25 protein-coding genes are annotated in these 25,161 nt (G+C 67.3%); 10 read left to right on the top strand and 15 right to left on the bottom strand.

Annotation, left to right across the window (positions count from 1 at the left end; genetic code table 11):
• Positions 1-3: 3 nt before the first annotated feature.
• From lptC to AC1DSC_RS04030, 3 genes are read right to left on the bottom strand one after another with little or no spacing between them, the layout of a single operon-like run.
• Positions 4-639 (bottom strand): LPS export ABC transporter periplasmic protein LptC, encoded by a 636-nt coding sequence (gene lptC / locus AC1DSC_RS04040; protein WP_015868031.1) that lies wholly within the window; start codon positions 637-639, stop codon positions 4-6.
• Positions 636-1,184 (bottom strand): KdsC family phosphatase, encoded by a 549-nt coding sequence (locus tag AC1DSC_RS04035; protein ID WP_369663877.1) that lies wholly within the window; start codon positions 1,182-1,184, stop codon positions 636-638. The genes lptC and AC1DSC_RS04035 overlap by 4 nt, the downstream gene beginning before the upstream one ends.
• Complete coding sequence (locus AC1DSC_RS04030) at positions 1,184-2,182, bottom strand: KpsF/GutQ family sugar-phosphate isomerase (protein ID WP_015868033.1); 999 nt, start codon at positions 2,180-2,182, stop codon at positions 1,184-1,186. Before AC1DSC_RS04030 ends, AC1DSC_RS04035 begins: the two co-directional genes overlap by 1 nt.
• A gap of 87 nt (positions 2,183-2,269) precedes the next feature.
• Here AC1DSC_RS04030 and AC1DSC_RS04025 point away from each other — a divergent pair, with 87 nt between their 5' ends.
• Positions 2,270-4,255: a monovalent cation:proton antiporter-2 (CPA2) family protein gene (locus AC1DSC_RS04025; protein ID WP_436288280.1), complete on the top strand. Its 1,986-nt coding sequence runs from the start codon at positions 2,270-2,272 to the stop codon at positions 4,253-4,255.
• A gap of 22 nt (positions 4,256-4,277) precedes the next feature.
• Here AC1DSC_RS04025 and AC1DSC_RS04020 read toward each other — a convergent pair whose 3' ends face one another.
• The 7 genes from AC1DSC_RS04020 to rpmH all read right to left on the bottom strand — a co-directional run bounded on the left by AC1DSC_RS04020 (position 4,278) and on the right by rpmH (position 10,021).
• Entirely contained in the window at positions 4,278-5,246 is a 969-nt protein-coding gene (locus AC1DSC_RS04020; RefSeq protein ID WP_436288281.1) for a hypothetical protein, read from the bottom strand.
• Positions 5,247-5,341: 95 nt separating this feature from the next.
• Entirely contained in the window at positions 5,342-5,806 is a 465-nt protein-coding gene (locus AC1DSC_RS04015) for a Crp/Fnr family transcriptional regulator (RefSeq protein WP_015868036.1), read from the bottom strand.
• Positions 5,807-5,896: 90 nt separating this feature from the next.
• Positions 5,897-7,312: a tRNA uridine-5-carboxymethylaminomethyl(34) synthesis GTPase MnmE gene (gene mnmE, locus AC1DSC_RS04010; RefSeq protein ID WP_015868037.1), complete on the bottom strand. Its 1,416-nt coding sequence runs from the start codon at positions 7,310-7,312 to the stop codon at positions 5,897-5,899.
• A gap of 69 nt (positions 7,313-7,381) precedes the next feature.
• Positions 7,382-9,079 carry a membrane protein insertase YidC gene (gene yidC, locus AC1DSC_RS04005; RefSeq protein ID WP_062363864.1) on the bottom strand — a complete coding sequence of 566 codons (1,698 nt, stop codon included), beginning with the start codon at positions 9,077-9,079 and terminating at the stop codon, positions 7,382-7,384.
• Positions 9,076-9,363: a membrane protein insertion efficiency factor YidD gene (yidD, locus tag AC1DSC_RS04000; protein ID WP_015868039.1), complete on the bottom strand. Its 288-nt coding sequence runs from the start codon at positions 9,361-9,363 to the stop codon at positions 9,076-9,078. The genes yidC and yidD overlap by 4 nt, the downstream gene beginning before the upstream one ends.
• The gene (locus tag AC1DSC_RS03995) at positions 9,360-9,785 is read right to left on the bottom strand and encodes a ribonuclease P protein component (protein ID WP_018903417.1); all 426 of its coding nucleotides are present in this window, start codon (positions 9,783-9,785) and stop codon (positions 9,360-9,362) included. The genes yidD and AC1DSC_RS03995 overlap by 4 nt, the downstream gene beginning before the upstream one ends.
• A gap of 101 nt (positions 9,786-9,886) precedes the next feature.
• Positions 9,887-10,021: a 50S ribosomal protein L34 gene (gene rpmH / locus AC1DSC_RS03990; RefSeq protein ID WP_007834827.1), complete on the bottom strand. Its 135-nt coding sequence runs from the start codon at positions 10,019-10,021 to the stop codon at positions 9,887-9,889.
• Positions 10,022-10,308: 287 nt separating this feature from the next.
• Here rpmH and dnaA point away from each other — a divergent pair, with 287 nt between their 5' ends.
• The 4 genes from dnaA (at position 10,309) to AC1DSC_RS03970 (ending at position 16,918) form a co-directional block, all read left to right on the top strand.
• Positions 10,309-11,688, top strand: a complete 1,380-nt coding sequence (gene dnaA / locus AC1DSC_RS03985; RefSeq protein WP_012745166.1) for a chromosomal replication initiator protein DnaA — start codon at positions 10,309-10,311, stop codon at positions 11,686-11,688.
• An 89-nt stretch (positions 11,689-11,777) separates the two neighbouring features.
• Positions 11,778-12,884 carry a DNA polymerase III subunit beta gene (dnaN, locus tag AC1DSC_RS03980; protein WP_012745167.1) on the top strand — a complete coding sequence of 369 codons (1,107 nt, stop codon included), beginning with the start codon at positions 11,778-11,780 and terminating at the stop codon, positions 12,882-12,884.
• A gap of 134 nt (positions 12,885-13,018) precedes the next feature.
• Positions 13,019-15,643, top strand: a complete 2,625-nt coding sequence (gene gyrB / locus AC1DSC_RS03975) for a DNA topoisomerase (ATP-hydrolyzing) subunit B (protein ID WP_012745168.1) — start codon at positions 13,019-13,021, stop codon at positions 15,641-15,643.
• Between the two features lie 288 nt (positions 15,644-15,931).
• Complete coding sequence (locus AC1DSC_RS03970) at positions 15,932-16,918, top strand: JmjC domain-containing protein (RefSeq protein WP_436041807.1); 987 nt, start codon at positions 15,932-15,934, stop codon at positions 16,916-16,918.
• 99 nt (positions 16,919-17,017) lie between these two features.
• On the opposite strand, the gene AC1DSC_RS03965 is transcribed toward AC1DSC_RS03970, so the two are convergent.
• On the bottom strand, positions 17,018-17,305 hold the full coding sequence (locus AC1DSC_RS03965; protein WP_012745170.1) for a hypothetical protein: 288 nt from the start codon (positions 17,303-17,305) through the stop codon (positions 17,018-17,020).
• Positions 17,306-17,607: 302 nt separating this feature from the next.
• Here AC1DSC_RS03965 and AC1DSC_RS03960 point away from each other — a divergent pair, with 302 nt between their 5' ends.
• The 3 genes from AC1DSC_RS03960 to AC1DSC_RS03950 all read left to right on the top strand — a co-directional run bounded on the left by AC1DSC_RS03960 (position 17,608) and on the right by AC1DSC_RS03950 (position 20,117).
• Positions 17,608-18,120, top strand: coding sequence for a hypothetical protein (locus AC1DSC_RS03960; protein ID WP_012745171.1), 513 nt, complete (start codon positions 17,608-17,610; stop codon positions 18,118-18,120).
• A gap of 129 nt (positions 18,121-18,249) precedes the next feature.
• Positions 18,250-18,738, top strand: a complete 489-nt coding sequence (locus AC1DSC_RS03955) for a hypothetical protein (RefSeq protein WP_436287025.1) — start codon at positions 18,250-18,252, stop codon at positions 18,736-18,738.
• Positions 18,739-18,869: 131 nt separating this feature from the next.
• Positions 18,870-20,117 (top strand): metallophosphoesterase, encoded by a 1,248-nt coding sequence (locus AC1DSC_RS03950; RefSeq protein ID WP_436287026.1) that lies wholly within the window; start codon positions 18,870-18,872, stop codon positions 20,115-20,117.
• A 13-nt stretch (positions 20,118-20,130) separates the two neighbouring features.
• On the opposite strand, the gene AC1DSC_RS03945 is transcribed toward AC1DSC_RS03950, so the two are convergent.
• Positions 20,131-20,631, bottom strand: a complete 501-nt coding sequence (locus AC1DSC_RS03945; protein WP_369663880.1) for a polyhydroxyalkanoate granule-associated phasin — start codon at positions 20,629-20,631, stop codon at positions 20,131-20,133.
• A 204-nt stretch (positions 20,632-20,835) separates the two neighbouring features.
• Here AC1DSC_RS03945 and AC1DSC_RS03940 point away from each other — a divergent pair, with 204 nt between their 5' ends.
• Positions 20,836-21,411, top strand: a complete 576-nt coding sequence (locus tag AC1DSC_RS03940; RefSeq protein ID WP_436287027.1) for an acyloxyacyl hydrolase — start codon at positions 20,836-20,838, stop codon at positions 21,409-21,411.
• On the opposite strand, the gene AC1DSC_RS03935 is transcribed toward AC1DSC_RS03940, so the two are convergent.
• The 3 genes from AC1DSC_RS03935 to AC1DSC_RS03925 are packed head-to-tail and all read right to left on the bottom strand — an operon-like array spanning position 21,408 to position 24,460.
• A complete protein-coding gene (locus AC1DSC_RS03935) occupies positions 21,408-22,379 on the bottom strand; it encodes a lysylphosphatidylglycerol synthase domain-containing protein (protein WP_062363862.1) in 972 nt (323 codons plus the stop codon). The two genes, AC1DSC_RS03940 and AC1DSC_RS03935, sit on opposite strands and share 4 nt — an antisense overlap.
• The gene (gene clsB, locus AC1DSC_RS03930) at positions 22,376-23,644 is read right to left on the bottom strand and encodes a cardiolipin synthase ClsB (RefSeq protein WP_436287028.1); all 1,269 of its coding nucleotides are present in this window, start codon (positions 23,642-23,644) and stop codon (positions 22,376-22,378) included. Before clsB ends, AC1DSC_RS03935 begins: the two co-directional genes overlap by 4 nt.
• A gap of 33 nt (positions 23,645-23,677) precedes the next feature.
• Positions 23,678-24,460 (bottom strand): endonuclease/exonuclease/phosphatase family protein, encoded by a 783-nt coding sequence (locus AC1DSC_RS03925; RefSeq protein WP_018903409.1) that lies wholly within the window; start codon positions 24,458-24,460, stop codon positions 23,678-23,680.
• A 211-nt stretch (positions 24,461-24,671) separates the two neighbouring features.
• On the opposite strand from AC1DSC_RS03925, the gene AC1DSC_RS03920 reads away from it, so the two are divergent.
• On the top strand, positions 24,672-25,100 hold the full coding sequence (locus AC1DSC_RS03920) for a hypothetical protein (protein WP_012745179.1): 429 nt from the start codon (positions 24,672-24,674) through the stop codon (positions 25,098-25,100).
• The last annotated feature ends 61 nt before the right edge of the window (positions 25,101-25,161 follow it).

Here is a 25,161-nt window from a genome sequence, read left to right as displayed (position 1 = left end):
GGTTCAGCGCGGCTTGCCGGCCGCCGAGGGAATCAGCACGCCGCGCACGCGGCCGGTCAGGTTGGCGACGCCGCTCAGGTTGTCGTAGTCGAGGTGGTCGGCGGTGAACTGGTCGCTGCCGCGGATGAGCGTGACCGGCTTGTTCGAGGTCACGCGTTCGGTATCGAGGAAGGCGTGCAGGAAATCGCCGCGGAACTCCAGGCGCGGCGTGGACTTGCCGCTGGGCCCCACCACCGGGTCGCGGATGACGATGGCGTTGCCGAAGAGCTGGATCTCGCTGCCGTCGGAGTTCGAGATGCCGCGATTGGCCGTCGCGTGGGTGGTGTAGCCCTGCGGCGAAACGGAGCGCATGCGCACGTCGTCGACCTCGACGGTGTCGGTGTCGGGATAGTGCCGGCCTTCCTTGCCATGGAGTTCGCTGCGCAGGTCGCCGTTGGGCAGGAAGTTCTTGATCACGAAGCCGCGCATGAAATAGTCGGGCTCGTGCGTGGGCGCGGCCTTGGCGGTGGGTGCGAGCAGCTTGGGCGCGTTGCGCACCAGCCAGTAGGTGCCGAGCGCAACCGCCGCCGTGAGAATGATGGGCAGGTAGATGGTGGCGCGGTCGAGCACGTCGCGCAGCAGGTTCCAGGCACGCTTCATTGCCTCGGACCCCGGGCGGCGTCGAGCAGGCGGCGGTACTGGCCGCAGGCCGTCAGCAGCAGATCGCAGAACTCGCGCGCCGCGCCTTCTCCACCGCGTGCGCGCGTGACGTAGTTGACCGCCTGGCGCACTTCGGCATGCGCATTGGCGGGCGCGGCCGCAAAGCCGGCGCGCGCCAGCACGGGGAGGTCGGGCCAGTCGTCGCCGATGGCCGCGGCCTGCAGCCAGCTGAAACCGAGCTCCTCGAGCATGGCCTGGGCCGCGGGCAGCTTGTCTTCGGTGCCGTAGCGCACGTGCTGGATGCCCAGCGCTTCGAGCCGCACGCGCAGCGGCTTGGAGTCGCGCCCGGTGATCACCGCCGGCGTGATGCCCGCCAGGCGCAGCAGCTTGAGGCCGTAGCCGTCCAGGATGCTGAAGCGCTTGAGGGTTTCGCCATGCTCGGTGAAATACACGCCGCCGTCGGTCAGCACGCCGTCGATGTCGAAGAACGCGATGCGCACGTCCTGCGCGGCGAGCAAGGTCTCGGCCTGGAAGTCGATCGGCATCAGATGACCTTCGCGCGCATCAGGTCGTTGATGCTGAGCGCGCCGATCAGGAGCCCCTCGGGGTCGACGATGAGCACGCTGGTGATGCGGTGTTCTTCCATCAGCTCGGCCGCCTCGACCGCCAGCGCCTCGGCGCGCAGCGTGCGCGGGCCGGGGTGCATCACGTCGGCGGCGGTGAGGCCGCGCAGGTCGCCGCCGGTCTCGACCTGGCGGCGCAGGTCGCCGTCGGTGAAGATGCCGATGGCGCGGCCTTGCGCGTCGACCACGGCGGTGGCGCCCAGGCCCTTGGAGCTCATCTCGCGCATCAGCTCGCTGAGCGTTGCAGTGGGCGCCACGCGCGGCACCTCGTCGCCCGAGCGCATCACGTCGCTCACATGCGTGAGCAGCTTGCGGCCGAGCGCACCGCCGGGGTGCGAGCGCGCGAAGTCCTCGGAGCCGAAGCCGCGCGCGTCGAGCAGCGCCACTGCCAGCGCGTCGCCCATCGCCATCTGGGCGGTGGTGCTTGCGGTGGGGGCGAGGTTGAGCGGGCAGGCCTCCTTGGCCACGCCGGCGTCGATCACGATGTCGGCGTGGCGCGCGAGGGTGGAATCGGTGCGGCCGGTCATCGCGATGAGAGGCACGCCCTGGCGCTTGACCACCGGCAGGATCACGGTGAGCTCGTCGACCTCGCCGCTGTTGGAGATGGCCAGCACCAGGTCGACCGGCTTGATCATGCCGAGATCGCCGTGGCTCGCTTCGGCCGGGTGGACGAACATGGCCGGCGTGCCGGTGGAGGCCAGGGTCGCCGCGATCTTGCGGCCGACGTGGCCGCTCTTGCCCATGCCCATGACGACCACGCGGCCGCGCACGTCCAGGATCTTGCGCACGGCCTCGACGAAGCTCGGACCCACGCGCGACTTCAGGCCGATCACGGCATCGGACTCGATGTCGAAGGTGGCGCGCGCCCGCGCCAGGATTGCGTCGGCGTCGACCACGGGGGGCAGGGGAGCTGAACTCATCGGCGGATTTTACGGGCCGGCCGGCGCGCGCCGCCGCTCGATGCAAGCCGCACGTTCGGGGCATGGACATTGCTCTAGCATCCGGCAATGTCCTCGTTCGATCTCACGCTGATGTATTTGCTGGCCGCAGTGCTCGGCGTGGTGGTCTGCCGCTCGCTGAAACTGCCGCCGATGCTGGGCTATCTGTCGGCCGGCGTGCTGATCGGGCCGCATGCGCTGGCATTGGCGCAGAACTCCGAAGCCATCCGCCACCTCGGCGAATTCGGCGTGGTGTTCCTGATGTTCGTGATCGGGCTCGAATTCAGCCTGCCCAAGCTGCGCGCCATGCGCAAGCACGTGTTCGGCCTGGGCCTGCTGCAGGTGCTGCTGACCATGGCCATTGCCACCGCCGGGGCGCTCGCCATCGCCTCGCAGCTCCCGCCGGCCTGGCGGCTCGGGTGGCAGACCGCGCTGGCGCTGTCGGGCGCCCTCACGATGAGCAGCACCGCGATCGTGGTCAAGCTGATGGCCGAGCGGCTCGAGCTCGAGAGCGAACACGGCAAGCGCGTGATGGGCGTGCTGCTGTTCCAGGATCTGGCGGTGGTGCCGCTGCTGGTGCTGATTCCCGCGCTGGGCGCGCCGCCCGAGGCGCTGGCCAAGGCGATCGGCCTGGCGCTCGTGAAGGCCACGCTGCTGATCGGCGTGCTGCTCTATGGCGGCCCGCGCATCATGCGCTGGTGGCTCACGCTCGTTGCGCGGCGGCGCAGCGAGGAGCTCTTCATCCTGAACGTGCTGCTGGTCACGCTCGGCCTGGCCTGGCTCACCGAACTGGCCGGCCTGAGCCTGGCGCTGGGCGCCTTCATCGCCGGCATGCTGGTGTCGGAGACCGAATACAAGCACCAGGTCGAAACCGACATCCGTCCGTTCCACGACGTGCTGCTGGGCCTGTTCTTCATCACGGTGGGCATGTCGCTCGACTGGCACATCGTGGTGCAGCGCTGGGCGCTGGTGGCCGTGCTGCTGCTGCTGCCGCTGGCGTTCAAGCTGGCGCTGGTGACGCTGCTGGCGCGGGTGCTGGGCGCCACCGCGGGCGTGTCGCTGCGCACCGGCCTCTACCTGGCGCAGGCCGGCGAATTCGGCTTCGTGCTGCTGGCGCTGGCGCAGGAGCGCAGCCTGCTGCCGCCGTGGCTGGCCAACCCGGTGCTGGCGTCGATGGTGCTGTCGATGCTCGCCACGCCCTTCATCGTGATGTACACCAACACCATCGTGCGCAAGCTGGTGGCGAGCGACTGGCTCCAGCAATCGCTGCAGATGACCACGATCGCGCGCAAGACCATCAATACCGCCAAGCACGTGATCATCTGCGGCTACGGGCGCTGCGGCCAGAACCTGGCGCGCATCCTGGAGCGCGAAGGCATTCCCTACATGGCGCTGGACCTCGACCCCGACCGTGTGCGCCAGGCCGCCGCGGCGGGCGATTCGGTGGTGTTCGGCGACGCGGCGCGGCTGCAGGCGCTGATGGCGGCCGGCCTGGCGCGCGCCAGCGCCGTGGTCGTGACCTATCTCGACGTGCCGGGCGCCATGAAGGTGCTGGCCAACATCCGCTCCCACGCACCGCAGGTGCCTGTGATCGTGCGCACGCAGGACGACCTCGACCTCGAGAAGCTGCAGGCCGCCGGCGCGACCGAGGTGGTGCCCGAGGCCATCGAGGGCTCGCTGATGCTCGCGAGCCATGCGCTGGCGCTGGTCGGCGTGCCGATGCGGCGCGTGATCCGCGTGGTGCAGGACCAGCGCGATGCGCGCTACAACCTGCTGCGCGGCTACTTCCACGGCGCGGACGACGACAACGCCGACGAGCTCGACCACGAGCGGCTCAATACCTTCACGCTCACGCCCGGCGCCCGCGCCGTCGGCCAGACCCTGGCGCGGCTGGCGCTCGACAGCCTGGGCGTGCGCGTCGCCAGCCTGCGCCGCCACGACGGCCAGAACCAGGTATTCACCGACGACACGGTGCTGACCGACGGCGACACGCTCGTGCTGTGCGGCAAGCCCGCTGCCCTGGCCGTGGCCATCGAGCGGCTGCAAAAGGGCTGAGCCTCTGCGCCGCAGCGCGCGCTCAGTTCACCAGGGTGGGGTTGCGCTTTTCTTCCTCGATGCGCTGCTGCCGGCGCACGGCTTCGCACTGCGCATGCGGCTTGTATTCGGGCTTGAGGCACTGCGCGGCCATGCACTGGGCCTTCGCGATGAAGTTCCGGTCGCCGCAGAGGGCCTGGGGATCGGTGGGCGCTGGCGCGGCCGGCGATGCAGGCGGCGCGGCGGCGGGAGCCGGTGCGGGATCGGCCATCGCGCCGGCCTGCAAGGGTGCCGCCGGTGCCGGCTTGCGGGACTTGGCGGTGGCGGCTGGCGGCTTGTTATTGGCTGCCGCCGGCGTGTCGCTTGCCGCAGCTGGTGCGGCCGTCTCCGCGGCCGGCGCTTCGGCGGCTGGAGGTTCCGGCAGCGCCGCAGCGGCCGGCTCGGGCAACGGGACAGGTGGTGCGGGCGGCGCGGCAGGCGCTGCTGCAGCAGCAGCCGGCGTCTCTTCGGACGGCTTGCCGGTCCCGTAGCCGTACCAGCCGGCGGCGATCATGAGCAGGCCCACCGCCAGCAGCGCCCCCCACAGCCACATGCCGCGGGAGCGAGGCGGCTTCTTCTGCGCTTCGGCGCCGACGGGCCGCCGCGTCCTGCTCCCGGAAGAAGAAGCAGAAGAAGATTTCTTCCTCGCACGGCCCTCCCGCGGCCGCGAAGGCAGCCGCCCGGAAGACCCCGGCGCAACGATGACGGTCTTGTCCTCGTCCGGCAGGCTCGCGCTCGCGGAAGAGGTAGCGGAAGCCGCGTAGGCACCGGCTTCGAACAGCCCGCCCGGAATGGTGGGCGCACGCAGTTGCGCGGGTGCCGTGGCGGCCCACTCGCGCTCCGATCTGCTGCCGGGCGGCGGAGGCGGCGCCATCGGCGCGGGTGCCGCAGGGGCCAGCTTGCCGCCGCAGCCGCGGCAGAAATTGGCGCCGGCGCGGTTCTCCGCGCTGCACACCGGACAGATCAAGGCCATGACGACGGACTTCTAGGGAAAAACGATTTCAGAAAAAACTGGCGGCGAAGAGCCGTCGAGGGCCGAATTCGAGGCGCGAAGCGGCAGGCCGGTGCTCAGGTCACCGCAACGCGCTTGGAGCGGTGTGCCATGCGCTTGGCGATCACCGCGCCGAGCCCCATGGCAATCTCCAGGGCCAGGTTGGGCTGCCGGTTCGACATTTCCGCGAAACGGATTGCCGTGAGGCGCCACACGCGGCCCGCGCCGGTGACCACCACGTTGGCGGAGTGCGGCTGGCGCGAGAAGAAGGAGCCTTCGCCCACCACCGATCCGGGCATGAGCACGGCCAGCTTCATCTGTTCCTTGCTGCTCACGCGGTGCACGCTGATGGCGCCGCTCTCGAGGAAGTACACCGACCGGTCGTGCGTGCCCTGCTCGATGAGAACGTCCCCCACGCCGGTGTCGATGGGCTGCAGGTAGCCCGCCAGCGTTTCCCACTGCTGTACGTTGAGCGTCAACGCGAAGGCGTCGCTGCTGCTGTTGTTGTCCGCGATTGCGCGGCTCAGGTTCTGGATGGACATGCTTTTCTCAACCCCCGCATCTGTGCCGGAGTATCCGCGAAGGGCGCGGTTTTCGGCTACAACTCTTTACGTTTTTCGGGCGAGCTGTCGCTATTTGCCGATACAGAAGCGAGAAAAGATGACGCCCAGCAGGTCGTCGGCGCCGAATTCGCCGGTGATTTCGTTCAGTGCGTTCTGCGCAAGGCGAAGCTCCTCGGCCAGCAGGTCGAGCAGTTGCGCCTGCGCCGCCAGATGGCTCGCGGCCAGCGCCAGGTGCGTTTCCACCTGGCCCAGCGCCTGCACATGGCGCGCCCGCGCCAGGTAGACGCCCTCGGGCACGGCCTGCCAGCCGGCCATGGCCAGCAGCTGTTCGCGCAGCGCCTCGATGCCGAGGCCGGTCTTGGCGGACAGGGCGATGCCTTGGGCCGCACCCGCCGTCTCCGGCATTGGCGCGGCGTCCTGCTTGTTCCAGACATCGAGCACCGGCACGCTCGCGGGCAGCTTGTGTTGCAGCACGCGCAGGATCTCGGCGTCGGCGGCGGCGTACTCGGGCTGGCCGGTGCGTGTCAGGTCGTGCAGGAACAGCACGGCATCGGCGCCCTCGATCTGGCCCCAGGCGCGGGCCACGCCGATCTGTTCGACCTCGTCGCTGCTTTCGCGCAGGCCGGCCGTGTCCACCACGTGCAGCGGCACGCCGTGGATCTGGATGGTCTCGGACACCACGTCGCGCGTCGTGCCCGCCACCGCGCTCACGATGGCCAGCTCGGCGCCGGCCAGCGCATTGAGCAGCGAACTCTTGCCCGCATTGGGCTGGCCCGCAATGACCACCTTGATGCCTTCGCGCAGCAGCGCACCTTGTTTGGCGCGCTGCTGAACTGCCGCGAGCTGCGCCTGCAGCTTCGCCAGCTGCCCCGTCGCATCGGCCTTCTGGAGAAAGTCGATTTCCTCTTCCGGAAAGTCGAGCGTCGCCTCCACCAGCATGCGCAGGTGGATCAGCGCATCGCGCAGCGCGTGGATCTCGCGCGAAAAGGCACCCGACAGCGAACGCCCGGCGCTGCGCGCGGCCGCCTCGGTGCTGGCGTCGATCAGGTCGGCAATGGCTTCGGCCTGGGCGAGGTCGATCTTGCCGTTGAGAAAGGCGCGCTGGCTGAACTCGCCCGGCTCGGCCACGCGCAGGCCAGGCAGGCGCGGCCGGCCGGTGACCGGATCGGCCTCGGCGGCGGCTTCGAGGCAGCGCGCCAGCAGCAGCTGCAGCACGACCGTTCCGCCATGGGCCTGCAGTTCGAGCACGTCTTCGCCCGTGAACGAATGGGGCGAGGGAAAGTGGATGGCCAGGCCGTGGTCGACCGGCTCGCCGGCCGCATCGCGAAAGGGAAGGTAGGTGGCTTCGCGCGGCTTGAGCGGCCGGCCGCAGAGCGCGTCGACCAGCGGCGCGAGCCGGGCGCCAGACACCCGCACGATGCCGACCGCCCCGCGCCCCGAGGCGGTGGCGATGGCGACGATGGGATCGGTGGTGCGGGCGAGCATGGTGCGGATTCTTTCAGCAAAAAGGGCCGCTGACGCGGCCCTTCGGGGATGGTTCGGAGCGCGGGCGGGCTACTTGGTGCCCAGCACGCCCAGCCGCTTGTTGATGAACCACTGCTGCGCGATCGACAGCACGTTGTTGGTGATCCAGTACAGCACCAGGCCGGCCGGGAAGAAGATGAACATCACGCTGAACGCGAGCGGCATGATCCACATCAGCTTGGCCTGCATCGGATCGGGCGGCGTCGGGTTGAGCCAGGTCTGGAACAGCGAGGTGAGCGTCATCACGACCGGCAGGATGTACCAGGGGTCCGGTGCCGACAGGTCGGTGATCCAGCCAATCCACGGCGCGTGGCGCATTTCGACCGACGACAGCAGCACCCAGTAGAGCGCGATGAACACCGGGATCTGGATCACGATCGGGAAGCAGCCGCCCATCGGATTGACCTTCTCGGTCTTGTAGATCCGCATCATTTCCTGCTGCATTTCCTGCGGCTTGTCCTTCAGCCGCTCGCGCATTTCCATGATCTTGGGGTTGATGGCCTTCATCTTGGCCATGCTTGCGTAGGCCTTGGCATTGAGCCAGTAGAAGGCCGCCTTCAGCAGCACCACCAGCGCCACGATGGCCCAGCCCCAGTTGCCCAGGATGCCGTGCAGCTGCGTGAGCAGCCAGTACAGCGGCTTGGAGATGATCGCGAAGATGCCGTAGTCCTTGACCAGGTCCAGGCCAGGGGCGATGGCTTCGAGCTTCTTTTCTTCCTCGGGGCCGGCGAACAGCGCGCTGTTCACGACCTGCGTGGCGCCCGGAGCGATCTTCGGCAGCGTCGCCACCATGGCGACGGTGTAGAGGTTGTCGCCCAGGTCCTTCACGCGGAACTCGCGGCGCAGCTGTTCGCTGGCCGGGTCGCCCTTGAGCAGCCAGGCCGACGCGAAGTAATGCTGCACCATCGCGATCCAGCCGTCGTTGGCGGGCGGCGGCGGCTCGATCTTGCCCTTGGCAATGTCCTTGAAGTCGAGCTTGTGGAACTTCTTCTCGTTGGTGTAGGCGGCCGGGCCGGTGAAGGTGTTGGTGCCGAACATGGTGCCGGCGGCCACGGTGCCGTGGCGCAGCAGCTGCATGTAGAGCTGCGCATCGCGCGGCTGGTCGCTCACGTTGACGACTTCATGGCGCACGCCGATGGCGTAGTCGCCGCGCTTGAAGACGTAGGTCTTGACGTATTTCAGGCCGCCGACCGGCGCGCTTTCGAAGCTCACTTCCAGCGTGTTCTGGCCTTCGGGCATTTCGCGCGGACCGGCCTTGGGCGCCATCGGCGTCAGGTGGTTGGGGAAGCGCTCGCCCGAATCGACCGGGTTCAGCAGGCCGGTCTGCGCCACGTAGCGGGTGGCCGGCGAGGCGTTCTCGAACAGCACGACGTGCTTGGTGCGGTCGGCCTCGTCGTACTTGAGCAGTTCGAGGTAGTTGACCGTGGCGCCTTCGCTGTCGATCACCGCCTTGAACAGGTCGGTGGTCACGTTGACCTGCTCGCGCGGCGCGGCCGCGGCGGCCTGCGTGGGCACGGCGCCGGCGCTGCCCGTGGCGGCGGACGCGCTGGGCACGCCGTTGCCGGCAGCGGGTGCGGCGGCGCCCGCCGGAGCGGAGGCCACGGCGGCCGGCTTGCTCGAGGGCAGGAAGGTCGGCTTGTTGCCGTTGAAGACCTGCCATTGGTCCCACAGCAGCACCAGCGAGAAACCAAAAATCACCCACAGGATCGTGCGGCGGATATCGTTCATGACGAAGACTTCTTGTCGGAGGAGAGGAGAGACGAAAACAGTGAGCCTGACTTGTCAGTACGACACTGTGATGCCGGAGGAACCGGATCGTGCCCGCCCTGGCACCAGGGCTGGCAGCGCGCGATGCGGTGCAGCGTGAGATAGCTGCCCTTGAGCGCGCCGTGCACTTCCAGCGCCTCGATCGAATACACCGAGCAGGTCGGCGTGAAGCGGCACGACTGGCCGAGCCAGGGGCTCAGCAGCAGGCGATAGCCCTTCACGAGGCCGATCAGCAGGCGTTTCATGTGGAGGAGGAAGAGGGAGAAGAGGGCGCGGCCGGAGCCGCCGGCGCACGCGCGGCGCGCGCCAGCAGCTGCTGGAGCTCGGCCCGAACGGCCGCCTTGAGCTTGTCCGAAGAGGCGCTCACGAACTCCTTGCGGTCGAAACCCGCGCGCAGGCGCACCACGTGCGCAGCACGCGGCAGGCCGGTGTCGGGCGCAGCGCTCACGGTGTAGATCTGGCGCTTGATGGCATTGCGCGTGACCGCACGGCGCGCCCAGCGCTTGGGCACCATGGCGCCCAGCCAGACATCGTCGGACGCGAACAGCGGCTGTGCGCTCGACGAAAGATCGAGCGCACAGCGATGCAATGCGAAATGAGCAGTGCGCGCCACGGTGGCACCTGCGAGGACGGCCTGGAATTGCGCGCGGGTCTTGAGCCGCTGCATGGAAACCGAGCCGAGTCCGCCGTTACGGGTCGGGCCAGAAGCGCTGGCTGCAGGAGCTGGCGCTGGCGGTTCGGCTGCTGGCAACGGCAGGCGGGCTGCCGTCAGACGGCCAGGCGCTTGCGGCCCTTGGCGCGGCGTGCGTTGATGACGGCACGGCCGCCGCGGGTCTTCATGCGGACCAGAAAGCCGTGGGTACGGGCGCGGCGGACTTTGGATGCTTGGTATGTGCGTTTCATGATGGTTCCTGATTCCCTGTTTCCGCAGGCGAAAAAGCCGCGGGCGCCGGAGAGCGTGTTTCGGATTGGCCCCCGAAAGACGCAATGAGGTTTTCAGGGAAACCCGCAATTATCGCAAACATTCGGCCCCTGAACAATCTTCGACTGGATTTGCGGGCCTTTCGCCGCCGCCGGCGGCGTGTGGATAAGGTTTTGACAAGTTAGAATGCGAGGCGCCTTCAGCAGAGAATATCCACAATACATATACCAAAAAATGCCCGAGGGTTTCACCATTTTTTCAAGCGCCCATGTCCACTGACGGCATCGGCGAAAGCCTCTGGCAGGCCTGCGTCGACCAGCTCGCGCAGGAGCTGTCCGAGCAGCAGTTCAACACCTGGATCAAGCCCCTGACAGCGCAGGTCGCGGACGACCTTTCGCGCATGACGGTGTTCGTTGCCAACCGCTTCAAGCTCGACTGGATCCGGGCCCAGTACGCCGGCAAGATCGCCGCCATGGCCGAGAAGATGTACGGCCAGCCGGTCGCGGTTGAGTTAGCGCTTGCTCCGCGAGAAGCGCCCGTGCGCTCTGCCCCGGTTGCCGTGCTGGCCGAAACCGACGTGCCGCGTGACGTGGCCGGCCCGGGCGAGGAGCCCGCCAACGCCGGCTTCAAGAACCGGCTGAATTCGGGCCTCACCTTCGACACCCTGGTGGAGGGCACGGCCAACCGCATGGCGCGCGCCGCCGCCATGCACGTGGCCGGCATGCCGGGCCACCTGTACAACCCGCTGTTCATCTACGGCGGCGTCGGCCTGGGCAAGACCCACCTGATGCACGCGGTGGGCAACCGGCTGCTGGCCGACCGCCCGGATTCCAAAGTTCTCTACATCCATGCCGAGCAGTTCGTCTCGGATGTGGTCAAAGCCTATCAGCGCAAGACTTTCGACGAGTTCAAGGAGCGCTACCACTCGCTCGACCTGCTCCTGATCGACGATGTGCAGTTCTTCGCCAACAAGGACCGCACGCAGGAAGAATTCTTCAATGCGTTCGAGGCCCTGCTGGCCAAGAAGTCGCACATCGTGATGACCAGCGACACCTATCCCAAGGGCCTGGCCGACATCCACGAGCGGCTGGTCTCGCGCTTCGATTCGGGCCTCACGGTGGCCATCGAGCCGCCCGAGCTCGAAATGCGCGTGGCCATCCTGATCAACAAGGCGCGCGCCGAATCGGCCGAAATGCCGGAAGAAGTGGCCTTCTTCGTGGCCAAGAACGTGCGCTCCAACGTGCGCGAGCTCGAAGGGGCGCTGCGCAAGATCCTGGCCTACTCGCGCTTCAACCAGAAGGAGATCTCGATCGCCCTGGCGCGCGAGGCGCTGCGCGACCTGCTGTCGATCCAGAATCGGCAGATCTCGGTCGAAAATATCCAGAAGACGGTGGCCGACTACTACAAGATCAAGGTCGCCGACATGTACAGCAAGAAGCGCCCGGCCAGCATTGCGCGGCCGCGGCAGATCGCGATGTACCTGGCCAAGGAGCTCACGCAGAAGAGCCTGCCCGAAATCGGCGAGCTGTTCGGCGGGCGCGACCACACGACGGTGCTGCACGCGGTGCGCAAGATCTCGGGCGAGCGCCAGCAGCTCACCGAGCTCAACCAGCAGCTGCACGTGCTCGAGCAGACGCTCAAGGGCTGATCCCGGATGTCGCCAGGCATTCCCCTCGCAACAGCGGAGAATGGCGTCTCAATGGCGGATTCAAAGAGATAAGAGAAGAGGAAGAAGACATGATCGTTTTGAAGGCAACCCAAGACAAGGTCCTCGCCGCGCTGCAGTCGGTGGCTGGCATCGTGGAGCGGCGCCACACCTTGCCGATCCTGGCCAACGTGCTGATCCGCAAGACCGGCGGCCAGCTGCAGCTGACCACCAGCGACCTCGAGATCCAGATCCGCACCACGGCCGAGCTCGGCGGCGATGAAGGCAACTTCACCACCACCATCGGCGCGCGCAAGCTGATCGACATCCTGCGCACCATGCCGGCCGACCAGACCGTGAGCCTCGAATCGAGCGCGAGCAAGCTGGTGCTCAAGGGCGGCAAGAGCCGCTTCACGCTGCAGTCGCTGCCGGCCGAGGACTTTCCGCTGGTGCAGGAAGCCGCCAACTTCGGCCCGGTGTTCAGCGTGCCGCAAAAGACGCTGAAGGACCTGCTCTCGCAGGTTTCCTTTGCCATGGCCGTGCACGACATCCGCTACTACCTGAACGGCATCCTGTTCGTGGCCGAAGGCAAGCAGCTGAGCCTGGTGGCCACCGACGGCCACCGCCTGGCGTTCTCGTCGGCCACGCTCGACGTCGAGGTGCCGCGCCAGGAAGTCATTCTTCCGCGCAAGACCGTGCTCGAGATGCAGCGCCTGCTGTCGGACGCCGAAGGCGCCATCGAGATGCAGTTTGCGAACAACCAGGCCAAGTTCAGCTTCGGCGGCATGGAGTTCGTCACCAAGCTGGTCGAGGGCAAGTTCCCCGACTACAACCGCGTGATCCCCAAGAACCACAAGAACAGCGTCACGCTCGGCCGCGCGCCGCTTCTGGCCAGCCTGCAGCGCACCGCCATCCTGACGAGCGAGAAGTTCAAGGGCGTGCGCCTGAACATCGAGCCCGGCACGCTGCGCATCGCGTCGAACAACGCCGAGCAGGAAGAGGCGCAGGATGAACTCGACATCGACTACGGCGGCGACGCCATCGAGATCGGCTTCAACGTGACCTACCTGATCGACGCGCTGTCCAACATGGACCAGGACATGGTCAAGCTGGACCTGGCCGACTCCAACAGCTCGGCCCTTTTGACCATCCCCGAGAACGCATCCTTCAAGTACGTCGTGATGCCGATGCGAATCTAGAAGCCAGAAAACACAGCGCCTTGCGCAGACAGCCCGCGGCCCTCCGCGGGTTTGCGCTTTCAAGAGGCAGGAAAAACCGGCTCCGAGAGCCCGAGAAATCCCGTGAATGCCGTGAGAGATAGAGGAATATCCGAATGAGTGCAGAAGAGAACAAGCCCGAAGTACCCCACACCGAGCCGGTCTACACGCCCGAGATCGAGAGTGCGGTACCGATCGAGATCACGCCCGCCGACACCAGCTACGGCGAAGGCTCGATCACGATCCTCGAAGGGCTCGAGGCGGTGCGCAAGCGCCCCGGCATGTACATCGGCGACACCTCCGACGGCACGGGCCTGCACCACCTGGTGTTCGAGGTGGTCGACAACTCCATCGACGAGGCGCTGGCCGGCCACTGCGACGACATCGTCGTGACCATCCACACCGACAACTCGATCTCCGTCACCGACAACGGCCGCGGCATTCCCACGGGCGTGAAGATGGACGACAAGCACGAGCCCAAGCGCTCGGCCTCCGAAATCGCGCTCACCGAGCTGCACGCGGGCGGCAAGTTCAACCAGAACAGCTACAAGGTGTCGGGCGGCCTGCACGGCGTGGGCGTGAGCTGCGTGAACGCGCTGAGCGTGATGCTGCGCCTGGTGGTGCGGCGCGAAGGCAAGATCCACGAGCTCGAATTCAGCCGCGGCTTCGTGCAGAACCGCCTGATCGAGACCGTGAACGGCGTCGAGGTGTCGCCGATGCGGATCATCGGGGAGACCGACAAGCGCGGCACCGAAGTCCACTTCCTGCCCGACACCGAGATCTTCAAGGAGAACGCCGATTTCCACTACGAAATCCTCTCCAAGCGGCTGCGCGAGCTGAGCTTCCTGAACAACGGCGTGCGCATCCGCCTGAAGGACGAGCGCAGCGGCAAGGAAGACGACTTCTCGGGCGCCGGCGGCGTCAAGGGCTTTGTCGATTTCATCAACAAGGGCAAGACCGTCCTGCACCCCAACGTGTTCTACGCAATGGGCGAGAAGCCGGCCGACACCTACGGCGGCATCCCGGGCACGCACATCGGCGTCGAAGTGGCGATGCAGTGGAACAGCGGCTACAACGAGCAGGTGCTGTGCTTCACCAACAACATCCCGCAGCGTGACGGCGGCACCCACCTCACGGGCCTGCGCGCCGCGATGACCCGCGTCATCAACAAGTACATCGAAGAGAACGAGTTCGCCAAGAAGGCCAAGGTCGAAGTCACCGGCGACGACATGCGCGAAGGCCTGTGCTGCGTGCTGAGCGTGAAGGTGCCCGAGCCCAAGTTCTCGAGCCAGACCAAGGACAAGCTGGTGTCCAGCGAAGTGCGCGCGCCGGTGGAAGACATCGTCGGGCGCCTCCTGACCGACTACCTGCAGGAACGCCCGAACGACGCCAAGATCATCTGCGGCAAGATCGTCGAGGCCGCCCGCGCCCGCGAGGCTGCGCGCAAGGCCCGCGAGATGACGCGCCGCAAGGGCGTGCTCGACGGCATGGGCCTGCCCGGCAAGCTGGCCGACTGCCAGGAAAAGGATCCCGCGCTGTGCGAGGTCTACCTGGTGGAGGGCGACTCCGCCGGCGGCTCCGCCAAGCAGGGCCGCGACCGGAAGTTCCAGGCCATCCTGCCGCTGCGCGGCAAGATCCTGAACGTGGAAAAGGCGCGCTACGAGAAGCTGCTCACCAGCAACGAAATCCTCACCATGATCACGGCGCTGGGCACCGGCATCGGCCGTGCCGGCGCCACCAGCGCGGGCGGCGGGGCGGACGACTTCAACGTTGCCAAGCTGCGCTACCACCGCATCATCATCATGACCGACGCCGACGTCGACGGCGCCCACATCCGCACGCTGCTGCTCACCTTCTTCTACCGGCAGATGCCGGAGCTGGTCGAGCGCGGCCACATCTACATCGCGCAGCCGCCGCTGTACAAGGTGAAGGTCGGCAAGGAAGAGCAGTACCTGAAGGACGGCCCCGCGCTGGACGCCTTCCTGCTCAAGGTGGCGCTGAAGGACGCGAGCATCGAGACCGGCGGCCCCAACTCGACCACCCTCTCCGGCGACACGCTGGCCGAGCTCGCGCGCAAGCACCAGCTGGCCGAAGCCGTGATCGCGCGGCTGCGCAACTTCATGGATGCCGAGGCCCTGCGCGCCATTGCCGACGGCGTGGCGCTCGACCTCGACACCACGCCCGCGGCTGAAGCCTCGGCCGTGGCGCTGCAGGCCAAGCTGCGCGAGCTCAACACCACCGGCGTGCCGGCCGAGGTAAGCAGCGAATTCGACGCCCGCACCGACAAGCCGCTGCTGCGCATCAGCCGCCGCCACCACGGCAACATCAAGAGCAGCGTGCTCACGCAGGACTTCGTGCACGGCGCCGACTACGCCGCGCTCGCCGAAGCCGCCAACACCTTCCGCAACCTCCTGAGCAGCGAAGGCGCCACCGTCCGCCGCGGCGAAGGCGAACGCGCCAAGGAAGAAAAGGTGGCCGACTTCCGCATCGCCATGAAGTGGCTCATCGGCCAGGCCGAGAACGCCACCTCGCGCCAGCGCTACAAGGGCCTGGGCGAAATGAACCCCGCACAGCTGTGGGAAACCACCATGGACCCGACCGTGCGCCGCCTGCTGCGCGTGCAGATCGACGACGCGATCGAAGCCGACCGCGTGTTCACGATGCTGATGGGCGACGAGGTCGAGCCGCGCCGCGAATTCATCGAGCAGAACGCGCTGCGGGCGGCGAATATCGACGTCTGATCGCTGAAGAATTCCCGACAGCGTCGGTGAAACAAAAAAGGGCGCCCGGCAATGCTGGGCGCTTTTTTTGTTTCTTCGAGCCATCGGCCCGCCAACCTGTCGTGCGCGCCAACCCACTCCGATAGCCCTTTAGTCGCCCATAGGTACTTTCACCAATAAGCCCTGTTTTGTCAGGCAAAAGTCAGCAGTTAATCTCAGAATTGAGTTCCAAAGTATTACTTTTGCTCGCGGACTTTGCCTTGACCTTGTTTGAGGGAAAAGGCGCCCAGAAGCGATCTGGAGGGTGCGATGTGCGTCACCAGCATGAATTCCGTCGGGGCTTCGGAAACGACGTATCGGGTGTGGACGGACGATCCCGGCAGCTTCTCTACCCAGAGGATCACGCCGATGCACCACAACTTCCACGAGCATCCGCTGTTCCAGGTGCCCGAACTCGTGAGGCTCGGGATGGAACTCTCGAAGCTGGACCAGTGCAGGTTCATGAACCCGGACAGGACGGTCGCGTCCAGGCTCGCGCACGACAGCCGGCCGCCCGACGGGCGCAGCATCGCGGAATTCTTCAAGCGCGTGGAGGAGCCAGGTTCGTCGGTGGCCTTCTACAACATCGAAGTCATCCCGCGCTACCAGGCCCTGCTGATGTCGGTGGTGAATTCGATGCGCTCCCTCGTCGAGCGCGAGCAGCCGGACATCTTCAGGGTGAACGGATTCGTTTTCTTCTCTGCGCCGCCTTCCGTCACGCCCTTTCACATCGATCGCGAGAACAACTTCTGGCTGCAGCTGCATGGCCACAAGATCCTCAACGTCTGGGACCACCGCGACCGCAGCATCGTGCCGGCGGAAGCGGTGGAGGATTTCATCGTCACGCAGTCGCTCCAGAAAGTGCGCTTCAACCAAGCGTTCTTGCCGCGCGGGCTGGAATTCGATGCGCAGCCCGGCGATGCCGTCTATTTCCCGAGCACCTCGCCCCACATGACGAGATCCACGGCCGACCGGGCCGCCACCCCTGGCGGTCGCCTGTCGATCTCGATCGGCGTGACCTTCTACACCGCTGCGACGCGCAAGGTGGCACGCATTCACCAAGTGAACCGGCTGATGCGCAAGTGCGGAATGTCTCCCTCCTATCCGAGCGAATCGCCCACCGCAGATACCGCCAAATCCGCCGTCGGTGGCTTGGTGGGCGCCTGCCGCGCACGGCTCGGCGCTGCGCGGGCCCGGTTCATCTGCATGACCTCGGCACGGCGAGTCAAGCACGCGCCGCCGCCGGGCTCCTACTGAAACACCCGGGCATTCCGCCGATCATTCGCCCGATCAGCGGCAGCCCAGGCGGAACCGCCCGGAGTTCAGCCGCCTCTTTCAGCAAATAGGCGGCCTGGCTCAAATGGACCGGTGGACGTGAACGCGGCCTCTGCCTGCGCTCCGCTCGCCCCGGCCACCGTGCATCATTTGCGCGACGCGTGCCAGCCCGCCGGTTCCGCTGGCCGCGCGGCCGACCAGCGCACCGCCGGCGGCGCCCGCCAGCAGGCGGCGCGCCAGGGAGTGGCTGCGCCCCGCGGTCAGCAGCAGCAGGACACCTGTGCCGAGCACGGCAAGGTGCTCGCCCGGGAAGCCGGGCCGCCGCGCGTCCTTCTGCTTGATTGCCTCGATCCTGGATCCAATGGTCATTTGAAGCTCCTTTCTGCTGTACGAACTTTCTTCATAACGAGCGGTACGGTGCACCTCTGTAGGCGCCGATGACGTGCACCGCGTCGAATCGGGCCCACAGCGGCGGCTTCTCAGGGTTTTCATAGGGAGGAGCCTCCGAAAGGGCGCCGACGCCCGTCACACGTCTGTCACCAGCTATTAAAACAATAGCGTTCAGTACTTCCCCGAAGATCCTTCCTCGTAAACGCTATATCTAGCCCGACTCTTGCTAAGCAAAATCCTCGACGGATTTCACGTCACCCCATGATCGAGGACTCGAAGCAATGAACCTTATGCGTCTGCGGCAGCCAATGGCTGCATTGGTACTGGGCGGCACAGCAGCATTCTTCGGGGCGATGACATCGGCCCATGCGTTCTCGAACCCGCCCATCCAGATGGCGCAGGGCGTCGAATACATGTGCGGCGGCACGAACAAGGCCGAGGCGGCCTTCATGCAGATGGTCTCGCCGCGCTGGGCAGCCACCATCGAGTTCGGTATCAACGACAGCGCGCAACGCGGCAGTTTCCCCGCGCGCGCGGCGGTCCAGGTGCGTGAGAAGTACACGGGCCGCCCCGTGATGGAGGCGCAGTCGCAGGGGCCCTACATGCTCGCGCGGCTGGACCCGGGCGCCTACGACGTGAACGTGACGCTCGGCGGCCTCACGATGACGCAGACGCTGACGGTGATTGCAGGCGTGCCGGCCCGGGCAGTGTTCATGTGGCCGTCGAACTTCGACATGGCCTCGGTGATGCCGCCGATGCCGCAGGCGCTCGCGCAGACCTCGGCGGCGCGCTGAGCTTCCTCCCTTTCCTTCCCGGCCCGGCCGGGCCTGGACCTTTTCGTTAAGCCTTGCCTAAGCCGTGCGCCGCACAGTGGCGCACGTGGCCTTCCCCGGCCACGCAGACAAGGAAGAAAGGACCCAGACATGACCCCCCGGATTTCATCGCATGCGCGGCCTCTCGCGGCCGCCATGCTGTGCGGCGCCGTTCTCCTCGCGGCGCTTTCTTCTTCGGCACACGCGACGGTCAACCCGCCGATCCGCATGACGCACGGCATCGAATACATGAGCGGCGGCATCGGCAGCGACGAGGCCAAGCTGATGGAGACGGTGGCGCCGCGCTGGCCGGCCACCTTCGAATTCGCGATCAAGGACCACGCGGGCGCCGAGTTCGCCTCCGACGTGCGCGTGACCGTGCGCGACAGCCATGGCACGGTGCTGCTCGACAACGTGGAGTCGGCCGGTCCGTTCATGGTGGCGCGGCTCGACCCCGGCATCTATGAAGTGGAGGCTCGCTTGCGTGGAAACACGCTCAAGCAGACGCTGCAGGTCAGGCCCGGCGCGCCCGCTCGGATGGCATTCGTCTGGCCGGCGGGCACCGATATGGCTTCTGCCGGCACGCGCGCGGTGCAGTGACTGGCGAGCGCCGGCCCGGTGGCGGCGCGGCGCAACGGGAGCCTCGCCGCCCGCTTCGACCGCAGCGCACGCTATCCGGCTGCCCGGCGCTATAGAAAAAATAGCGGGGCAGCAGCCGGAGACCGCCTTGAATGCGCGGCATGCGCCTTGCAGATGCCGTGTCCCGGGCCACGCCCGTTCCCATTGCCCCCATGCCGATACGTTCCCTGAGCGTGCTCACCGCGCTCCTGCATGTCTACATTGCGCTGCGGCTGCTGCCCGCGCTGGCCATGCTCACGCCGGCCTGGCCGCTCGCGCTGGCCGCGCTCGCCATCTCGGCCCTGACGATCCCGCTGCCCTTTGTCTCGCGCGGCAGGGAGCGCGGCGCCTCGGTGGGCGAACTGCTCCAGTGGACGGGGCTCATCAGCATGGGCTGGTTCTCCTCGCTGTTCGTGTCGACGCTGCTGCGCGACGCGGGCCTGCTGCTCGCCTGGCTGGCGAGCGTGCTGTTCGGCGCGCCGGTGCCCTGGCATGCCGTGCTGCCATGGAGCGCAATGGCCGTGCTGGTGCTGGCCACGCTGGTGTCGATGGTGGGTTTTCTCAATGCCCGCCGCACCGCGGACGTGAAGCGCGTGGAGGTTCCGATCCGCGGCCTGCCGGCGGCGCTCGAGGGCTTCACGATCGCGCAGCTCAGCGACATCCACGTCGGCCCCACGATCAGGAGCGCCTACATCCAGCGCATCGTCGATGCGGTGAACCGGCTCGGCGCCGATGCCATCGCGATCACCGGCGACCTGGTGGACGGCAGCGTGGCCGAGCTGCGCGAGCACATCGCGCCGCTGGCGGGGCTGCGTGCGAAGCACGGCACTTTCGTGGTCACCGGCAATCACGAGTACTACGCCGGCGCGCACGCATGGATCGACGAGCTGCGCAGGCTGGGCCTGAAGGTGCTGCTCAACGAGCACGTGGTGCTGCAGACGCGCAACGTGCGGGGCGCCCAGAACGACGAAGAGCTGTTCGAGAGCCAGCTGGTGCTGGCGGGCGTGACCGACTACACCGCCGGCCATTTCGATGCCGCGCACGCCAGCGATCCGCACCTGGCGCTGTTCGACGCGCCGCCGCTGGTGCACACGCGGGTGCTGCTCGCGCACCAGCCGCGCAGCGCGACGCTGGCGGCCCAGGCCGGCTACCAGCTGCAGCTGTCGGGCCACACGCACGGCGGCCAGTTCTTTCCGTGGAACCTGTTCGTGCCGATGCAGCAGCCCTTCACCGCCGGCCTGCACCGGCTGCACGACATGTGGGTCTACGTGAGCCGCGGCACCGGCTACTGGGGGCCGCCCAAGCGCTTTGGCGCGCCGTCCGAGATCACGCTGCTGACGCTGGTGATGGCGCGCGGCTGACGCGCCGGCGCGCTCAGCCGCGCAGTTCGGCAGCCAGCCGCCGGGCGTTCGAGGTGGCGGCGGCGTGGATCGGCTTCAGTCCTTCGCGCGCGATGCGCACCGCCGCGCCCGAGAGCCGGCTGGCCGTGCCCGCCGCCCGGGCCGTGGCCTGCACGAAGGCGTCGCTGCGCTCCGCGGCCTGCGCCGGCGTGACGCTGCCGGCCATCGACAGAAAGGCCCCTGCACTCAGGAGCCATTGCTGCAGCGCGCGGTTCGCCAGCGAGACGTGGCTGCTGTGCCATTGCCGGACCATGGCGGCCCCGGACTGGCCTGCGGCGGCAATTTTTTCATCGCCCATGAGCTGGAACTCCGCGAGATCGGCCGCGCTGGGCGCGAGCCCCGCCTTGGCCATGCGCCCGGTGCGCATCTGGATCACGGAGCCGGAGGACAGCAGCATCTCCTGGGTCTTGAGGGCCACGTCGACCCACAGCATCAGCGGGTTGGACAGGCGGGCGACGGAGGTGAGGGATGGCATGGGGCGCGATCTATGAGGACGGACGAGCCCCACTATAGACGCGAGGCGCGGCAATTGCTGCACCGCAACAAAACCGATTCCGCAATTCTGTTGAACAAGTCCTACTTTCCGACATGGCAATAGCCTCGGGCCCAGGCGCGGACTGCAGCGGAAAGTAATTATTTCTTTTCTTTTCTTTCATTATTTGCAGTTAACAACCACATCATGAAAACACACAGGTCCGCGTCCCTCGGGGCCGCCGTGTTCGCAGGCGTCCTGAGCCTGCTGGGCGCACCGGCTCATGCGTTCGAAGACAGCGCGCGCGGCTACTACTTCGAGGGCGGCCATGCGCCGCATGGCGACCAGGGCGGCACCGAGTCGGCCACGGTGGGCGTCACGCTGCCGTGGTCGCCGCGCCAGCCGGTGCATGAAGGGGCGCTCACTTCTTACTGGGATCTGTTCGCGAGCCATTGGCATGCGCCGGCCCTGGGCGGCGGTTCGCGCAACTACACGCAGATCGGCGCGATCTACACCTGGCGCTACCGCTTCGACAGCGGCGGTTCGCCGTGGTTTGCCGAAGGTGGCGTGGGCGGCACGGTGATGGACCACCTCTACCGGACGCCCGACCGCAGCTTCAGCACCGCGTTCCAGTTCACCGAAGTGCTGGGCGTGGGACGCAGCTTCGGCGAGAACGGCAGGCACGAACTCACATTGCGGCTGCAGCATTTTTCGAATGCCGGCATCAAGAAGCCCAACCCGGGCGAAAACTTTGTGCGGCTGCGCTACACCTATCACTTCTAGCGCTTCAACGTCGCGGCATGCCGCCAGCGCCGCGCACGCAGCTCGGTGACGAAGTACGCCACCGTGGCCACGCCGAGCGGCAACAGGTAGTAAAGCCCGCGGTAGACCAGCAGCACGCCCAGCAGCCGGCCCTGCGCCACCTCATGCGAGAGCAGCGCAAGGAACACCGCCTCCAGCACGCCCAGGCCCGCCGGCACGTGCGTGACCACGCCGGCCACCGCGGCCACCAGCAGCACCGCGAGCACCGTGTGGTAGGCCACCGCGCCCTGCAGCAGGACCCAGATCACGCTGCCGATCAGCGCCCAGTTCAGGCACGACAGGGCCAGCTGGAGCCAGGCCATCCGAAGGGACGGCACCTTGAAGGGATAGTGGCGCAGCCGGAACACATGCCCGCTGGCCAGGGCGCACAGCACGAAGTAGCCCGCGGCCAGCAGCAGCAGCACCGCGCCCAGGATGCGCAGCCCGCCGTTGCCGACCTTCCATTCGGCCGGCAGCACCAGCGGCCAGAAGCAGAAGGCCACTCCCGCCACCACCAGGTAGCCGAGCCAGTTGGTCAGCATGCTGAAGCCGAGCACGCGCGTGATGGTGCCGTTGGGAAGGCCCAGCCGCGAATAGAGCCGGTAGCGGAACGCCACGCCGCCCACCAGTGAACCGAGGTTCAGGTTGAAGGCATAGCTGATGAAGGTCACGCCCATGACGGTGCGGGCGCCGAGCGGGTGGCGCGTGAGATGGCGGCCCAGCAGGTCGTAGGTGCTGTAGGTGGCAAAGCTGCCGGCGGCCAGCGCGCCGGCCAGCCACAGCGTGGCCGCGGGCAGCGCGCGCATGGCGTCGAACACCTCCTGCCAGTCGATGGCACGCGCCTGGCTCACGAGCAGCCAGGCGATCAGGCCGAAGAAGGCCCAGACCGCGATGCGCCGCAGCCAGGGCCACCAGGGCCGGTGCGCGGGCTTCGCAGTGGAGATGCTCATGCCGCTTCCGTCGGCGTGGCCCCGTTGTCGCCGGCGCCTTCGCGCTTTTCGCGCTTCTCGGCAAGCTCGATGGTCTCGGCCGGGGTGAGGCGCGGCACCTGCCGCGGCAGCCAGCCGAGCCACGACGGATACCAGCGCAGGAAGTGGAAGATGAAGAAGCTGCGCACCAGCCGCCAGCCGCTCCATCCGCTCTCCAGGTCGGCCTCGCCGATCTGCTGGCAGCTCTCGCGCATGAGCTTGTCCATGCGTTCCCACAGCAGCTGGTTGAAGGCCCTGCCGCGCGCAAACACGTTGGCCTCCAGGTTGAGCGACAGGCTCAGCGGATCGAGATTGCTCGAGCCGACCGTGGTCCATTCGTCGTCCATCAGCGCGACCTTGGCGTGCAGCGGGCGGTCGCAGTATTCGTAGATGCGCACGCCCGCATGCAGCAGGTGGTGGTAGAGCATGGTGGCGGCCGTCTTGACGATCGGCATGTCGGGCTCGCCTTGCAGGATGAGCCGCACGTCCACGCCGCGCCGGGCAGCGCGGCGCAGCTCCTTGATGAGCCTGTAGCCGGGAAAGAAATACGCGTTGGCAATCACGATGCGCTTGCGTGCGGCGCGGATCGCGGCCAGGTACTCGCGTTCGATGTCGCTGGTGTGGCGGCGGTTGTCGCGCGTGATGAGCACCGCCTCCACATCGCCGACGGACTCGCGGTCGACGGGCGGCGCCTGCTTGAGCCGGCGGCGGAACCAGCGCGGCCCCTTGTCGCCGAGCGCGATGGCGCGCAGCACGAACTGGTGGATCTGCGCCACGACGGGTCCGCGCAGCTCCACCGCGTAGTCCTGCTTGGCCTTGGGCCCGTAGTCCAGCAGGTGGTCGGCCGAATAGTTGATGCCGCCCACGAACGCGAGTTCTCCATCGACCACCACGATCTTGCGGTGCATCCGCCGAAACACGTTGAGCCGCTTGCCGAGGACGGGTTGCCCCGGATCGAACACCCGCACCCGCACGCCCACGGCGCTCAGCTGCGAGATGAATTCGCGCGAGAGATCCGGCGAGCCGAAGCCGTCGACCAGCAGATCGATCTTCACGCCGCGCTGGGCCGCCGAGCGCATGGCGGCATGCAGCGCCAAGCCGACCTTGTCCTCGAACAGGATGAAGGTCTCGATGATGACTTCGCGCTGCGCCCCGCGAATGGCATCGAACACGCGCGGGAAGAACTCCTCGCCGTTCTCGAGCAGCGCGATGCGGTTGCCGCCCACCCATTGGCCGACGTTATCCATGGCGTTCACCGCAGGTCATGGCTCGTGTCCGCTTCAAAGATCGATGTTCGCCACCAGCGGCGCATGGTCCGACAGGTGCGACCAGGGCTTGCGCGGCAGCACCACGGGCGCATGCACGCCCGCGTTGCGAACATAGATGCGGTCCAGAGGCAGCAGCGGAAAGCGCGCCGGAAAGGTCTTGGCGGCCGAGCCGTTCGCATGCACGAAGACCTCGCGCAGCGCGGCGCCTTCCTCCAGCACCTGGTGGGCGCGGCCGCGCCAGTCGTTGAAGTCGCCCGCGACGATCAGCGGCGCGTCGGCCGGCACCTCGTCGCGCACGATGTGCAGCAGCAGTTCGAGCTGCTGCTGCCGGTGCGCCTCGGCCAGGCCGAGATGTGCGCAGATCGCGTGGACGTCGACCGTGCGGCCCGGCAGGCGCAGCACGCAATGGAGCAGGCCGCGCTTTTCGGGCCCGGCCACCGACACGTCATGGTTGCGGAAATGCACGATCGGAAACTTGGACAGCACCGCGTTGCCGTGATGGCCCCTCGGGTACACGGCGTTGCGGCCATAGGCGAACTGCGGCCACATGGTGTCGGCCAGGAATTCGTAGTGCGGCGCCTCGGGCCAGTTGTTGACCTTGCGCGAGTGGCGCGAATGGGTGCCGAGCACTTCCTGCAGAAACACCACGTCGGCTCCCACCGTGCGCACCGCGTCGCGCAGCTCCGGCAGGATGAACTTGCGGTTGAGCGCGGTGAAGCCCTTGTGGGTGTTCACCGTCATGACCTTGAGCGAAGTCGGCGCCGCGGCGGCAAGTGGAATCGGTGAGGAAGACATCGGTGTTGTGGTTGTACGTTGCCGCGCCCGGCGCGCCTGTAGGAACGCGCCACCTTCTTTGCCGCCTTTCGCGAGGCGACGGCCGGCTCCTACAGGCGTGCCTGCCACACCCCGACACGGGCCGCATGGCGGGCCTCCTACGGTGGTTTTCAGGCCGCAGCAAAAACGAGCCGGCGGTCCTCTTCATCATCATTTTTCAAAGGAACGCACCATGAAGCACGCAATCCTTCACGCCACGGCGCTGGCCGGCCTGATGGCCGCGGCCGGTGCCGCCATGGCGCAAGCCACGTCGATACCTGCGCAGCCGGACCCCGCCGTGAGCGGCCAGGCCAGCACGCAGACGCCCTCCGGCGTGCCCAACCCGCCGCAGCGCCCCGACGCCAGCATGCCGGTGTCGCGCGAAGCCGTGAAGGCCGAGGCGCGCGCCCACAACCGCAACAACGCCAACAACCCGGTGCCCAAGGGCGAGGCCAGCACCACCGTGAATGCGCAGCCGAACGCGATGCCGCAACCCACCGGCGAAATGTCGCGCGCCGAAGTGAGCCAGATGGCTCGCAAGACCAAGCCCCGGTTCGGCCAGCCCGGCGAGCGGCCGGACGTGCCCACCAATCCGTCCGAAAGGACCGGCACGCCCCAATAGCCGTCCATGTACGAAGAAAGAAAGCCCGCGGTGCTCAAGGCATCGCGGGCTTTTTCATGCG

Source organism: Variovorax sp. 01N425, assembly GCF_056399465.1.
Note: the sequence above shows the minus strand (reverse complement) of the source record. Positions and strands in the feature narration are given on the sequence as shown.

Coding starts and splice junctions, on each gene's coding strand:
- dnaN (WP_012745167.1), top strand. CDS start 11,778: ATGATCGTTTTGAAGGCAACCCAAGACAAGGTCCTCGCCGCGCTGCAG.
- AC1DSC_RS04030 (WP_015868033.1), bottom strand. CDS start 2,182: ATGAGTTCAGCTCCCCTGCCCCCCGTGGTCGACGCCGACGCAATCCTG.
- gyrB (WP_012745168.1), top strand. CDS start 13,019: ATGAGTGCAGAAGAGAACAAGCCCGAAGTACCCCACACCGAGCCGGTC.
- AC1DSC_RS03995 (WP_018903417.1), bottom strand. CDS start 9,785: ATGCAGCGGCTCAAGACCCGCGCGCAATTCCAGGCCGTCCTCGCAGGT.
- AC1DSC_RS03935 (WP_062363862.1), bottom strand. CDS start 22,379: ATGAGCATCTCCACTGCGAAGCCCGCGCACCGGCCCTGGTGGCCCTGG.
- AC1DSC_RS03940 (WP_436287027.1), top strand. CDS start 20,836: ATGAAAACACACAGGTCCGCGTCCCTCGGGGCCGCCGTGTTCGCAGGC.
- AC1DSC_RS03920 (WP_012745179.1), top strand. CDS start 24,672: ATGAAGCACGCAATCCTTCACGCCACGGCGCTGGCCGGCCTGATGGCC.
- AC1DSC_RS03950 (WP_436287026.1), top strand. CDS start 18,870: ATGCGCGGCATGCGCCTTGCAGATGCCGTGTCCCGGGCCACGCCCGTT.
- AC1DSC_RS03960 (WP_012745171.1), top strand. CDS start 17,608: ATGAACCTTATGCGTCTGCGGCAGCCAATGGCTGCATTGGTACTGGGC.
- AC1DSC_RS03970 (WP_436041807.1), top strand. CDS start 15,932: ATGTGCGTCACCAGCATGAATTCCGTCGGGGCTTCGGAAACGACGTAT.
- AC1DSC_RS03965 (WP_012745170.1), bottom strand. CDS start 17,305: ATGACCATTGGATCCAGGATCGAGGCAATCAAGCAGAAGGACGCGCGG.
- AC1DSC_RS04015 (WP_015868036.1), bottom strand. CDS start 5,806: ATGTCCATCCAGAACCTGAGCCGCGCAATCGCGGACAACAACAGCAGC.
- clsB (WP_436287028.1), bottom strand. CDS start 23,644: ATGGATAACGTCGGCCAATGGGTGGGCGGCAACCGCATCGCGCTGCTC.
- AC1DSC_RS04020 (WP_436288281.1), bottom strand. CDS start 5,246: ATGGCCTTGATCTGTCCGGTGTGCAGCGCGGAGAACCGCGCCGGCGCC.
- dnaA (WP_012745166.1), top strand. CDS start 10,309: ATGTCCACTGACGGCATCGGCGAAAGCCTCTGGCAGGCCTGCGTCGAC.
- yidD (WP_015868039.1), bottom strand. CDS start 9,363: ATGAAACGCCTGCTGATCGGCCTCGTGAAGGGCTATCGCCTGCTGCTG.
- lptC (WP_015868031.1), bottom strand. CDS start 639: ATGAAGCGTGCCTGGAACCTGCTGCGCGACGTGCTCGACCGCGCCACC.
- AC1DSC_RS03945 (WP_369663880.1), bottom strand. CDS start 20,631: ATGCCATCCCTCACCTCCGTCGCCCGCCTGTCCAACCCGCTGATGCTG.
- yidC (WP_062363864.1), bottom strand. CDS start 9,079: ATGAACGATATCCGCCGCACGATCCTGTGGGTGATTTTTGGTTTCTCG.
- AC1DSC_RS04035 (WP_369663877.1), bottom strand. CDS start 1,184: ATGCCGATCGACTTCCAGGCCGAGACCTTGCTCGCCGCGCAGGACGTG.
- mnmE (WP_015868037.1), bottom strand. CDS start 7,312: ATGCTCGCCCGCACCACCGATCCCATCGTCGCCATCGCCACCGCCTCG.
- AC1DSC_RS04025 (WP_436288280.1), top strand. CDS start 2,270: ATGTCCTCGTTCGATCTCACGCTGATGTATTTGCTGGCCGCAGTGCTC.
- AC1DSC_RS03955 (WP_436287025.1), top strand. CDS start 18,250: ATGACCCCCCGGATTTCATCGCATGCGCGGCCTCTCGCGGCCGCCATG.
- rpmH (WP_007834827.1), bottom strand. CDS start 10,021: ATGAAACGCACATACCAAGCATCCAAAGTCCGCCGCGCCCGTACCCAC.
- AC1DSC_RS03925 (WP_018903409.1), bottom strand. CDS start 24,460: ATGTCTTCCTCACCGATTCCACTTGCCGCCGCGGCGCCGACTTCGCTC.